This window comes from Vibrio sp. Vb0937 (genome assembly GCF_033338855.1).
Genome location: NZ_JAWOTK010000009.1, coordinates 32,122 through 44,787, shown reverse-complemented (window position 1 = coordinate 44,787; position 12,666 = coordinate 32,122). Strand labels below are relative to the sequence as shown.

Sequence of the window (12,666 nt, the reverse complement as noted above, 5' to 3'; positions counted from 1 at the left end):
AACATCTCCCGCGCCCAGCACAAATATAACTGGGCGCATACTACTGCCCAATTTTCCCTCCTACTTAACACGCAGTTACGAATCCTTTATATTAGAGCTAATACTCTACGACAAAGCAGCCATTATGAAAAAAACAGGAAAGGTTTGGATACTGGGCTTACTTAGCAGCTCGATTTCCCTTGCCTGTCATGCGGCACCGATCACTTTTGATACCGCATGGCAGCTATTGCTAGAAAACAACTATTCTCTCAAAGCTCAACGCTCAAACGTCGAGAACTACCAATACCAAGAGAGTGCCACCAGCAATCTCAACTTACCTCAGGTTACTATTGGCGCGAATTACACGCGTTTAGATACCGATATCACGCTTTCGGGAAAACAGATCCTAGACAGCACAGGAGCACACATTAACGTACCTCCTGCTTTTCAGCCTATTTTTGGTGCCTTAGCTAATACCACTTCGACCATAACCGAGCGCGATATTTTCTCTTCGTCTATTCGTGCGATTTGGCCAATTTTTACTGGTGGTCGAATTTCTGCGGCTCAATCAGCAGCAGAAGGCAAAACGGATGAGGCGAAAAGTCAGCTTCTAATGGAACAACAAGCGCGTTTTGAAGATTTATCGAAGTACTACTTTTCTGTCGTACTGGCAAAGGAAGTACTCGCAACGCGGCAAGCGGTTGAAGCAGGGCTAAAAAAGCATCGAGATTTTGCCATTAAGCTTGAAGAGCAAGGACAAATCGCGCACGTTGAGCGCCTGCAAGCCGAGGCTTCTTTAGATAAAGCATCTGTAGAAACACGTAAAGCAGCCAGCGATTTGAGTATCGCTCAGGCTGCATTAGGTAAATTACTCGCACAAGATGATGCCGTAGAGCCCGCTGAATCTTTGTTTATCAACGACAGTCTTCCCCCTCTTACTGCTTTTGTCGATCAAACGTTGCTTACCTATCCGGGGTTAGAACTTCTGAGCGCTAAACACAAACAAGCCTCTAGCTTAATCAAAGCAGAAAAAGGGAAATACTACCCTGAAGTTTATCTTTACGGCGACTACAGCTTGTATGAAGACGATTCTCTCGCAAGCCAAATGAAGCCTGACTGGTTAGTTGGTGTTGGTGTCAGCATTCCACTGATTGAATCATCAGGGCGAAGCGAAAAAGTCAAAGCCGCTCAAAGCGTCGTCTCGCAGGTCGACTCATTAAAGTCCCAAGCCAAACAAGACTTATCGCTGTTAGTCCAAAAGACATACTTGGAGGCTCAGCAAGCCATTGATGAAGTACAAGGGCTCGCATCTAGCATTGAACTCGCTAACGAAAATCTGCGCTTGCGTGAAAAAGCATTTACTCAGGGTCTGTCGTCTTCTCTGGATGTTGTGGATGCACAACTTTATGTCGCGAGTATAGAAACACAACGTTCAGCGGCGCGTTTCCGCTATTTAATATCTTTAACCAAGCTACTCGCATTGAGCAGTGAAATGAACAGCTTCGAACAATATCAAAATACCGCTTATATCCCTGCTTCAACATCCAAAGAGGTGAAATAAATCATGGCAGCTAAATCACTAAAACCCGTTTTACTCTCACTTTGTGCTTTGGGTGTTGCCTCTTGGGTTGGGTATCAATTTTACCAAGCCTATCAACCAGAACCGATCCGCTTACAGGGATTAATTGAAGCCCAGCAATACAGCATTTCCTCAAAAGTCCCAGGGCGTATTGATGAGGTCATGGTACGTAAAGGCGACGATGTAGAGAAAGGTCAGCTTATTTTTACCCTTCATAGTCCTGAAATTGAAGCGAAGTTAGAACAAGCAAAAGCAGGTGAAAAAGCGGCGGACGCCTTAGCTCAAGAAGCTGAGAAAGGCGCACGTGAGCAACAAATCCAAGCAGCAAAAGATCAGTGGATGAAAGCCAAAGCCGCTGCGAATTTAATGGAAAAAACCTACAATCGTGTGAATAACCTTTATAACGATGGCGTGGTTGCAGAACAAAAACGCGATGAAGCTTTAACTCAGTGGCAAGCAGCGAAATACACAGAAAGTGCTGCGTTTCAAATGTATGAAATGGCAAAAGAAGGCGCTAGAAGTGAAACCAAAGTGGCTGCGGCGGAAAAAGCGCGCATGGCATCAGGTGCCGTAGCCGAAGTAGAAGCGTATGCGAAAGATACTCAGATCTACAGCTGGTTCGACGGCGAAGTCTCTCAAGTTCTGCTTCAAAGTGGTGAATTAGCACCTCAGGGCTTCCCAGTAGTTACTGTGATAGATACAGAAGATGCCTGGGCGACACTGAATGTGCGTGAAGATTACCTTCAACACTTTAAAAAAGGAGCAACCTTTGATGCCTATTTGCCTGCCTTAAACAAAAATGTTGAGTTCAAAGTAACGCATGTTGCCGTTATGGGTGACTTTGCAACGTGGAGAGCAACCGATGCTTCTCAAGGTTTTGATCTTCGTACCTTTGAAGTAGAAGCTCGTCCAGCTCAACCCGAACCTGAACTGCGTATGGGAATGAGTGTTGTCGTTGAACTTTAATCACAACCACTAGGTTAATGCTATGACGATTAAGATTTCACAGCGGCATATCTTACGACGAGACAAGTGGTTGCTTTCGTGCCTTACTTGGATACCGATTTTGCTCGCGATGATGATTTGGGGAGTGTTCTCTGCGGGCATTGCCCGGGATCTGCCAATCGGTGTGGTTGATCTACAACATTCCCAACTTTCTCGAAAGCTCATTCAATCTTTGGATGCGTCGTCGAGTCTGGCTGTTAACTATCACTACACCAGTACAAGCGAAGCAAAAAATGCGATGATTGAAGGCGATATCTACGCTTACGCGGTCATCCCATCTAAGTTCGACCAAGATATTCTCCAGCACCGCCTACCTCAACTTTCTGTCTTTTACAACAGTCAGTACATTTTGGTAGCGAAACTGATCAACTCTGCCGTTGCGCAAGCACAAGGCTATTTCGACGCTCAGGTTGAAGTAATGGGCAACTTGGCTAAGGGTAACACCACAACGTTAGCAGCGGCTGGACAGGCTGTACCCGTGTCGACACAAATAACCGCATTATTTAACCGTAACAATAACTACGCACAATTTTTGGTAACGGCTATCGTGCCAGCCATTTGGCAAATATGTATTGTAGTAAGCACTATTTTGATTCTTGCCGCGCACTTTCGCATTTATGGTGGAAAGAATAGCTTTGCATTTTTGGGCGAAAAGCCATACGCCAGGCTCACTACCCTATTAAGTCAGTACATTCCGGTCTTTATGGCGCAAGGTGCGTTGTTCTTGTACTGGTTTTATTCCGTGCTTGATTGGCCAATGGAAGGCAGTTTTGTGATTATGCTATTAGCACAATTGGCGACGGTTATCGCCTGTATCATTATGGGAGCGTTGTTCTTCTTCTTGTCGATGGATCCTGCACGTGCGATGAGTTTTGCTGGCGCATTTACGGCTCCAAGCTTCGCGTTCATGGGAATTACATTCCCAGTTTCTGACATGAACACGCTCGCTTATGCATGGCGTTCATTATTGCCGATTACCCATTACATTGAAGTACAAGTGAGTCAAGCAAGCTATGGAGCATCGGCCGCACAATCTTTAAGCTCGCTATGGCCTATGATTGGTTACGTTGTGCCCCTGCTCATTACCGCAGCCTTGATGGGTAAACATCGAACAGCTTCATCAACACGCCAAGCGAAGGAGGCGGTATGACATTGTGGCAACTGATTAAAGCGGAACTTAAGGCCGTTCTAACCAATCCAGTCGTTACGTTGACCGTGTTTGGTGGTGTCGTATTTTACTCGTTTTTATACCCTTTGCCTTATGCACAACAAACGCCTCGTGAACAACCAATCGCGATTGTTAATCTAGATGGTAGTCAGACGAGTTTAAAGCTGGAACGTATGGTTGATGCCACCCCACAAGTCAACGTAGTCACTCGACTTCATACGATTGCCGATGCAAAGCAAGCATTTTTACAACGAGAGATCACCGGTTTTTTAGTCATACCGGAACACTTTTACAAAGACCTAATGCTAGGTAAAAGCCCGACTCTAGCCTACGCTGCGGACGCCTCGTATTTTCTCGTGTACGGAACCGTGGTAGAAGGATTGGCCCAAGCGGGAGGCACATTAGGGGCCCAAGTGAAAGTCAGTAAAATGGTGATAGATGGTGTGCCCATGAGTATGGCTAGCCATAATTACTCTGCTATTAAGCTTAATATGAAACCGACGTTCAACCCAACCATGGGTTACATCGAATACGTAGTGCCGGCAGTATTTGTTCTGATTTTACAACAAACGTTAATCATGGCGGTTGGATTGCAAACGGGAACACAGCGTCATGGTCGTGGCTATTGGTCACAAGTATCAACGGGATCGCTGCTGCTTGTGAGAACGTTAGTATTTGTGGCAATTTATTATTTACTCGGCGCCTATTATTTTGGTTTTAGCTTCGAACGCTTAAACGTAAACCATATCGCCAACGCGGGCGAATTGCTGTCTATGTTGTTACCGTTCTTTTTAGGTTGTTGCGGACTAGGCTTCTGGCTAGGTTACTTATTACCTCGGCGTGAACTTGTCACCTTAGTCGTCCTAGTGAGCTCTATGCCGCTCATTTTCTTGGCTGGTTTTATTTGGCCGATTGAAGCCATACCTACTCCCTTATTATGGATTGCTGATTTAAGCCCAAGCACTTGGGCGATAAAAGCTTTCTTAGCGCTAAACCAAATGGGGGCAACCTGGCAACAAGTCGCTCCACATTGGACGGCGCTTTGGGCACTCACCGTGCTTTGGGGTAGCGTTGCGTACTGGATTGCTAAGCGAAGTAACAAGCCAGTTGTAACAGAGAGCTTGGGGTGACAGCTGACATTTTCTATTACTATAAAAAAGCCGGGTAACTAAACCCGGCTGAAAATCTGCGTCCTTGCAGCGGACATATGGTAAAAACACTTTTTGCTCTGGGCTTACCCATTGAGCGAGATTAGATTAAGCCAAAAAGTATGGATTCCATACTCTCATATAGAGGGTCATATCCTTCCAATAGACATTAGTCTTCGCTAGAAAGATAACGTTTTTCAGACACAAAAAAACAAGACTCACATTGAGTCTTGTTGTTGATAGGGATGAGCAAGATACATGTCGCCGCTAAGTCATATCGCGGATTATTTTCTCTCGGTATTCTGTAACGACCTTCATGATTGAATTTTTTACATCACCGACTTGCTTAGAGGGTTGGCACCATAGGCCAAAACCAAACTTAAAACCTTCCAATAATTCAGAAGCTTCCACTGGCTCTATATGATTATTAGAAAACTCCGAATGGGCAAACGTTCTGGGGAGAATCGCCCATCCTAAACCTGCTTCAACCATTTTCACTACTAGGGCCAATTGGTCGACCTCTTCATGGTTCGAACTTACGATGACTTTTTCGCCCATTCCCTCTTCAATAAGAGAACGCAGTACAAATTGTTTACTATTCCTCAAGGCTGTCAATACTCGATCTGGTGCCACAGAAGCGAGTTCACCACCTTTCTGGACGAAAGGAACAAATTCAAAATGACCTAAAAACGTCGCATCCAGACTATGTATTGCTCGACTATCATGCACATTGACAATACCGAATTGATACTCACCATTCTGTAAACCCTCTTTAATTTCGTTGCGATTACGAACAAGAAAGTTAACTCGCATCATCGGAAAATCTGCCGCTAATTGAATACGAAGCAATACAAGAAAACGGTGTGGTATAGCGCTTGAATAGGCGATACTAACATTCTCTAACCCACCGTAAGCTAGACTTAATGCGACTTTATCGAAAGTACGTGCTTGTTCGATGGTTTGCTTAGCATAGTGGTAAAGAAGATGACCATCTTCTGTCGGTTCTACCGAGCGCCCCACTCGCTCAAACAGGTTGACCGCCAGTTGATCTTCAAGATTGGTAATCACCTGCCCTATTGTGGTTCGGTGCTTATTGAGTTTGACCGCCGCCTTACTAAACGAAAGCTGTTCATAAACGGTTACGAACGCGAGAAGTTGTTCAAAACTAAAATTCATAGGTTGTGCTTACTTTTTAGAGTTATCTAATTAAATTACCACAAGATCGTAGAATTGCTACTTGGTAACGGAAACAATCTGCGTTTGAATTCCTTCTCGACGACACAAAAAAACCTACTAGCTTCAGTAGGTTTTCTCTCACTTAGTTGTACTCAACGACACGAGCTAAATAGTTGAATTCTCCTGAGTCACCATAGTAATCACGGTAGACATCGACACTGAAATATTTAGGTTGATCAGCGTAAATGTGGTCAACGACTTTTTGCTCAAGTGACTCCAACGTTTCACCGACCTGAGAGTACACGAACTGCTTGTTCACTTTTTCCAATTTACGTTTTTTCGCTTCTTTGTGTGACACATAGTTGTTGATCTCTTCCCACTTTCCCACGAACTCGACCGCCACGTAACTCGAGTTCTCGTCAATCATGATAAAGGCTGCACCTTCTTCTTTGATTGCAGACAGTTGCTGCATATCACTATCCACTTTTTGCTGGTCAAGATGGGCTCCACTTTGGGCGAATGCAGTCGCGGAAGCGGTAAGCATCATGAGTGTAAGAACGGCTTTTTTCATTGTATCGTTTTCCTGTATTAAGGGAGTTCAGTTACCCAAAGTTGCCCTTGGGTGGCTTTTTTGAATCCATATTCGTAAATCGTCAGCAAGTAGCGGTGATCGAACATATCTTTCGTTACTTTGGCGTATCTAAAATCTTGATCAATGTAGGTAAACTGCATCTCGATATCGTTGATTTCACTGATGTATTTCATTCGATAGAGATCACCACGAGTTTGCGCTAGCGTAAGGCTTGAGACACTTTTCGATACCAAGTCTAAACCTTTGTCTTTTAGTGGACGATACGGCGCTTTTAACGCACCATTGCGAATCACATCCAACTGAGGCGCTTTTTCTAACCCCAAAGCATCTGAGATTTGTTGATAGTTGAAGTTAGACGGATTAAAGAACACCTGCGCTGCGAGACCACCATCTACGTGTAACTCCTCAAGAGTTTCTCCATCATGTTCAACATCGATAAATTGTGGAGGGAAAACACCAGGGATCGATGCGCTCGCAGCAAGCACCTTGTAAATCAGTTCAGATTTGTCCGCTAAATCACTGTTCGCAATCGCACCAATATTCCAAATCACCAGTTCGCCTGAATCAAAATGGGTACTGCCAATAAAGAGGCGTTTACCATTGCGGTGTTGCTGCGCCATCGCCTCGATCATGGGCTCAGGGTAAGCGTCTGCGATGAAATCATAGAGGTTCTCACCATCGGTAAACGCGTCCTTAAACAGGGTATTTAAGAAGTTCTTCTTACCCAAAATATTCTTATCATTGATGTTGAGCATGACTTCTTTCATCTTTGGCATCGCATCACCGCCAATGAAAACAAAAGGAGCGATTAGGGCACCAGCACTGACTCCAGTAATGATGGCATAATCTTTTAGCTCCCCCTTTTCCTGTAGCCCCATCAAAACGCCGGCCCCGTATGCGCCGTTTACGCCACCACCCGATAAGGCCAAAATATTGAGCCGTTCACCCTCTACTTTGATCGGTGTGGTTTGATTGTGCGCTGAGTAGAGAAAATCCGGCGCTTCATTGGCCCACATTCGAAGTGGCTCATTTGGTGTCGAACTCGCGATCTCGACATCTTTATAGTTGCTTTGAGAAACACGAACATCCAGCGTATGAGGTGAACTACAAGCTACTATCAGCAGCGAAAGTGCAACCGTCACACCAGAGGAAATTAAACGATTCATAATCAGTCTCATTTAATGTTCTCTGGCGTATGACCAGAGACTCAGTTTGAAGTTAATTGGGTCAAAATGAAGTCCGTTTCGTTGTGTGGAGTTACTATAGCTAGGCACGGCTAAACCCCATAATCGCGATTGTAGGATGCTATCCATCAAAGCAATTATGCCAAGTTTCTATATGCTAACTTTACGCTTCTCCGTTAATTAGGTACTGCGCTAAGCAATTTTCACGACGTTGAACTCATGCGTCGGTTCGACAAATTCGTATTGGGCATTGATCGTCTGTAGCTCCCATGTGCCATAGCCTTTTGTGATCTCCAATACACCGTAAACGGCGTTATGTGTATGACGGAAGGCTGCGACAGGAGACATCTTCTTCACCAAACAAGAGGTAAAAATCGCAGAAATTAAATCACCGACACCGACTGGCTGCATAGCAAATTCAACACTAGGTCGTTGGGCCAAATAGCTTGCTTTCGGCGTCGCTAAAATCATACTGAAGTCGTCATCTGTTAGTGCATGCAGGTGTTTCACCAATACCATTTTCGGTCCTAACTCTAAGGCTTTTTTACATGCAGTGACCGCATCATAAAGAGAGTCAATTTTCACACCTGTTAACTCGCTCAGTTCAAACTGGTTAGGAACAATCACATCAGCGATGGGCAACAAGCTATGGCTTATCGCTTCTTTGACACCGTCTGCCACAATGCAACCTTTGTCTGGATCACCCATAACTGGGTCACACACATAAAGCGCGCTGTGGTTACGCGATTTGACTAAACTTACCGCTTCGGCCACCGCTCGACATTGCTCTGCGCTGCCTTGATAACCGGACAGTATCGCGCCACATTCGCCTAACTTCTCAATGTTATCTAAGCCTCTCATTAGAGAATGAATTTCATCTGCCCCAAACTTCTGTCCAGTCCAACCTTGCTGGTACTGAGTGTGATTTGAAAACTGAACCGTGTGAATTGGCCATACTTCGAGGCCCATTCTCTGCATTGGGAAGACTGCAGAACTGTTTCCGGCGTGGCCATAAACCACATGAGATTGAATAGAAATAATGCTTTTCATAAGTCACTCTTAATAGGGAAGTTTGTTAGCTTGGCGACTAAATAAACACAATGCCGCGCACTGTGCTTATTTGGTCGGAATAGCCTCGACAACGCCGAGGCTTATTCTTAATCAGGCTGGATTCATTAGCCTTTGAATTCAGCAAAGTACTCATCCAACACTTTGCGTGTTGCATGACCGATAAGCTCGTATTCGTGGTGAGTAAGGTTTGCTAGCGAAACTCGAACTGATGCATGCACTACATCGAAGCCTTGGCCTGGAAGTAGGATAACGCCGGTTTCATGTGCAAGGCGGAACAGGAAGTCTTTGCCTTTCTCGCTCGCTTTGAACCATTCAACGAAGGCTGGTCCGTACAATTTGCCGCCCAGAGTGTCGAGCTCAAGCAGTGTGTAGTAGTCCACACGATCTTTGTTTTCTTCAATTTCTACACCCATGTTTTTGTACAGAGTTTTGTAACGCTCGCGAATGATGCGTTTACATGCTTCTTTGTAGTTTTTCTCTGAGTCCATCAGACAATTCAATGAGAACAGCGCCATTTGAACTTGTTGAGGAAGCGACAAACCTGCTGTGTGGTTAAGCGCTACGCTACGGCTGTCGGCAACGATACGGTCAATAAACTTGATCTCACGAGGTTCCGGAGTCAGCGTTTTGTAACGATCGTCCAACTCAAGTTGACGCGCTTCAGGAAGGCTGCGCATTGCATCGTCAAACACGTTGTTGTGTTGAATCGCAATCGAGCCTAAACGCCAGCCTGTTGCACCGAAGTACTTCGAGAACGAGTAAACACAAAGCGTGTTGTATGGCAGTTTCGCGAACAGTGAGACAAAGTCGTCCGCAAATGTGCCGTATACATCATCAGTCACAATGAACAGGTCGCTACGTTCGTTGTTCACGAAGTTTGATAGGTTATCCAGAGTTTCATCCGAGAACTTCACAGACGCTGGGTTTGCTGGGTTCACGACACAAAGCAGTTTGATGTCTGTATCTGCAAGCTTTTCGATTTCAGCCATCGGCAGTTGCCATGTTGTCTCATCCAGACGTAGCTCAACGATTTCCAGTTCGTATTCACTAAGCTCTGGGATCTCTAGGTACGGCGTAAAGATTGGAGTGATTAGCGCAACCTTGTCACCTTTCTTTAATAGACCGTTGTTGAACATAGTTTGGAAGGTGTACGTCATAGACGCCGTACCGCCTTCAGTTGCAAACAGATCGAAATCTGTCGTCATTGGCATTGGGCCGTACATCTCTTCTGCAATGTATTGCTTCACAACGGTTTCGATGTTCGTCAACATACGTGGTGGCACTGGGTAGTTACATGCAAGGTATGCGTTAACCAGTTCATTCAAGAATGCTTCTTTCTCTAGACCCAAACGGTCTTTTGCGTAGCTCAGCGACTTTTCCAAGAACTGTACGCCTTGGTCTTGTTTATTCTTGCTTGCAAACGTGTCAAAGCGTTCAACAATGCCCACACCATCTGGAATGCCACCGAAACCACCATCTAGGTATGAATAAGTGCGCTCGGCTTCCAATATTGCGAACTCACCCAAACGAATGAACGCTTTACGCGGTAGTGTCGCAAGAAAATTAGGATTACCACGACCTGCATCTAATAAAGCGCGGTCAGGAACAGTTTGTGCCACTTCAATAAGTTTATCTTTTAATTCAAATGGGCTTAAATCTGCAAATTTTGAAAAATCAATTGTTGTGTTTTGCGTAGTCATAATATTTACCTGAATCTATTATTTAGTAAAATTTGGATAATACTTCCCCTACCGCCTATTTAATTAGGCGATAAGAGTGTTCGAATTTATTTAAATTACATGCCTGCGTTTAAAGTAATAATGCCGACAATAATTGGACCCCATAGGGTAAGCAGTACATTGGCGACTGCATAAGTCACAGTGAATGAGAATACTGGCGTTGCGTTACCTGTTTTTTCCATTAAAGCCGCGAATGCTGGGTTCGCACTTCGTCCACCTGTAACACAGCCAAGTGCTTCAACTGGGTTCTTAATCTTCAATACAAAGTATGAGAAGAAGAACGAAATAATCTGAGGGATAATCGTTACACCCATGCCAAGGAACAACAGAGACATACCGTGTTCTTTGATGGTGTCGACCGCTTGAGGGCCAGCCTCAAGGCCAACAATGCCCACAAATGCTGCCAAACCGAAATCTCGAATAAAGTTCGCGGCACCCACAGGAAACTGAGCAACATGCGGATTGCGGCTACGCAACCAACCGACGATCAAACCTGAGATCAAACAACCTGCACCAGAACCGATAGTGACGGGAATACCAGCAATCTTAAAACTGATTAGACCAATTAATAGACCCACCACCATGCCCATACCAAGCACGATTAAGTCAGTCACGTTTGCTGAGCCCATTCGCTGACCAATGTTTTTCTCAACGCGATTGATGTCTTTTGCTGTACCTGTAAGCTGGATGACGTCGTTTTTCTTCACCACAAGATCCGGCGTCATTTCAATTGAGTTGCCTTCACGAATATAGTCTGTCACATAAATACCGCGCATAGAGCCTTGGTTCGAAGCCTCTTTAATCTCTTGCAGCGACTTACCAATCAGTTTGCGGTTGTCTGCGATCAATTGACGGTTTTCTTCAATAACTTCATAGCCTTCTGGAAGTGCAATCTCATTGTCAGCTAAACCATCTTGCAGCTGATGTACTGCATTACGGCGGCCTGTTACAACAATGACATCCCCTTCTTTCAGTGCTGTGAATTTGTCCACGTCTAGCACTTTGCCATCGCGTTGAATCAATTCAATACAAGCAGCCAGAGCGTGTTGGTTTAACTGAGCTAAGGTTTTGCCTGCTAGCCCACCATCTTTGCTCACTTTAAATGCTCGTGTAACCAGCGCTGTGACAGCGTTGAACTCACCCGGCGCTAAATCACGCTTACCATTTGAATTTTTCTCTTCTAGCGCAATCGCTTCTGCTCGGATATCCCACTTCATCAGTGTTGGGAATACCCATGTCACCATCAGAATTGGACCAAGCGAACCAAAGATGTACGTAACCGCGTAGCCTACTGCGACGTTGGTCTGCATTAGGTGCTTCGCTTCTTCTGTCACACCACCAAGACGTGCGATCGCATCACCCGCTGTACCGATGATTGCCGATTGAGTCAAACCACCAGCTGCAAGGCCTGCTGCCGTACCTCTGTCTAGATCGAACATCCAAGCTGCTGCTAGTACACAAAGCAGGCCAGACACCGTCATCACTACAGCGGAAAGTAGAATGTTGATGGTTCTAAAGTTCAGTGCTTTGAAGAACTGCGCACCACCTTGATACCCTACAGCGTAAATAAAGAGCGCAAAGAAAATGCTTTTTACGCCGGGATCAATATGAACACCAAATTGCCCAATAATTACACCCATTAATAATGTTCCGGCAACACCGCCAAGAACAAATCGACCAATGGTAATTTTACCTACCATATAACCGAGAGAGAGCGTAATAAAGAGAGCAACAAATGGTGCCATGTCAAAAAGGTTAGAAATAATTTCCATGACAATTTTACTCTTACTAATAAATATAAAACTCAAATAATCTAACGAATAATCTGTCACTCATATTTGTTGGATTATTTAATTTAAAAAGCATCTCGTTTGCTTCGAAGCGAATATTAGGAACAAAATCTCACAACTCGTAATCCCATTTGAAGGATGAAACCATCACTTCGCATATTCAAAAGCAAAAATCGATCAATAATTGTCGAAAATTTAATAACTTAGCGTTCTGCAATGAACACCAGATAAATCG

Annotated in this window: 10 protein-coding genes; 4 read left to right on the top strand and 6 right to left on the bottom strand. The window is 44.7% G+C overall.

What is annotated here, in order from left to right:
* Positions 1-124 precede the first annotated feature (124 nt).
* The 4 genes from R7P67_RS13620 to R7P67_RS13605 are packed head-to-tail and all read left to right on the top strand — an operon-like array spanning position 125 to position 4,861.
* On the top strand, positions 125-1,540 hold the full coding sequence (locus R7P67_RS13620; protein ID WP_104975368.1) for a TolC family protein: 1,416 nt from the start codon (positions 125-127) through the stop codon (positions 1,538-1,540).
* A 3-nt stretch (positions 1,541-1,543) separates the two neighbouring features.
* Positions 1,544-2,524 (top strand): HlyD family secretion protein, encoded by a 981-nt coding sequence (locus R7P67_RS13615; protein ID WP_005377122.1) that lies wholly within the window; start codon positions 1,544-1,546, stop codon positions 2,522-2,524.
* A 22-nt stretch (positions 2,525-2,546) separates the two neighbouring features.
* Entirely contained in the window at positions 2,547-3,713 is a 1,167-nt protein-coding gene (locus R7P67_RS13610; protein ID WP_262653908.1) for an ABC transporter permease, read from the top strand.
* Complete coding sequence (locus R7P67_RS13605) at positions 3,710-4,861, top strand: ABC transporter permease (RefSeq protein ID WP_137282070.1); 1,152 nt, start codon at positions 3,710-3,712, stop codon at positions 4,859-4,861. The genes R7P67_RS13610 and R7P67_RS13605 overlap by 4 nt, the downstream gene beginning before the upstream one ends.
* Positions 4,862-5,146: 285 nt before the next feature.
* On the opposite strand, the gene R7P67_RS13600 is transcribed toward R7P67_RS13605, so the two are convergent.
* From R7P67_RS13600 to aspT, 6 genes are all read right to left on the bottom strand, one after another.
* Complete coding sequence (locus R7P67_RS13600) at positions 5,147-6,055, bottom strand: LysR family transcriptional regulator (protein WP_017821360.1); 909 nt, start codon at positions 6,053-6,055, stop codon at positions 5,147-5,149.
* Positions 6,056-6,197: 142 nt separating this feature from the next.
* Complete coding sequence (locus tag R7P67_RS13595; protein ID WP_005377111.1) at positions 6,198-6,626, bottom strand: hypothetical protein; 429 nt, start codon at positions 6,624-6,626, stop codon at positions 6,198-6,200.
* Between the two features lie 17 nt (positions 6,627-6,643).
* Positions 6,644-7,813 (bottom strand): patatin-like phospholipase family protein, encoded by a 1,170-nt coding sequence (locus R7P67_RS13590; protein WP_222712642.1) that lies wholly within the window; start codon positions 7,811-7,813, stop codon positions 6,644-6,646.
* A gap of 210 nt (positions 7,814-8,023) precedes the next feature.
* Positions 8,024-8,881: a pyridoxal kinase PdxY gene (pdxY, locus tag R7P67_RS13585; protein ID WP_258661326.1), complete on the bottom strand. Its 858-nt coding sequence runs from the start codon at positions 8,879-8,881 to the stop codon at positions 8,024-8,026.
* A gap of 125 nt (positions 8,882-9,006) precedes the next feature.
* Positions 9,007-10,602 carry a bifunctional aspartate transaminase/aspartate 4-decarboxylase gene (locus R7P67_RS13580; RefSeq protein WP_262653905.1) on the bottom strand — a complete coding sequence of 532 codons (1,596 nt, stop codon included), beginning with the start codon at positions 10,600-10,602 and terminating at the stop codon, positions 9,007-9,009.
* Positions 10,603-10,697: 95 nt separating this feature from the next.
* A complete protein-coding gene (gene aspT / locus R7P67_RS13575) occupies positions 10,698-12,413 on the bottom strand; it encodes an aspartate-alanine antiporter (RefSeq protein ID WP_262653903.1) in 1,716 nt (571 codons plus the stop codon).
* Between the last annotated feature and the right edge of the window lie 253 nt (positions 12,414-12,666).

Excerpts from the sequence above, each read along its gene's own strand:
- R7P67_RS13620 (WP_104975368.1), top strand. The coding sequence starts at position 125 with ATGAAAAAAACAGGAAAGGTTTGGATACTGGGCTTACTTAGCAGCTCG.
- R7P67_RS13615 (WP_005377122.1), top strand. The coding sequence starts at position 1,544 with ATGGCAGCTAAATCACTAAAACCCGTTTTACTCTCACTTTGTGCTTTG.
- R7P67_RS13610 (WP_262653908.1), top strand. The coding sequence starts at position 2,547 with ATGACGATTAAGATTTCACAGCGGCATATCTTACGACGAGACAAGTGG.
- R7P67_RS13605 (WP_137282070.1), top strand. The coding sequence starts at position 3,710 with ATGACATTGTGGCAACTGATTAAAGCGGAACTTAAGGCCGTTCTAACC.
- R7P67_RS13600 (WP_017821360.1), bottom strand. The coding sequence starts at position 6,055 with ATGAATTTTAGTTTTGAACAACTTCTCGCGTTCGTAACCGTTTATGAA.
- R7P67_RS13595 (WP_005377111.1), bottom strand. The coding sequence starts at position 6,626 with ATGAAAAAAGCCGTTCTTACACTCATGATGCTTACCGCTTCCGCGACT.
- R7P67_RS13590 (WP_222712642.1), bottom strand. The coding sequence starts at position 7,813 with ATGAATCGTTTAATTTCCTCTGGTGTGACGGTTGCACTTTCGCTGCTG.
- pdxY (WP_258661326.1), bottom strand. The coding sequence starts at position 8,881 with ATGAAAAGCATTATTTCTATTCAATCTCATGTGGTTTATGGCCACGCC.
- R7P67_RS13580 (WP_262653905.1), bottom strand. The coding sequence starts at position 10,602 with ATGACTACGCAAAACACAACAATTGATTTTTCAAAATTTGCAGATTTA.
- aspT (WP_262653903.1), bottom strand. The coding sequence starts at position 12,413 with ATGGAAATTATTTCTAACCTTTTTGACATGGCACCATTTGTTGCTCTC.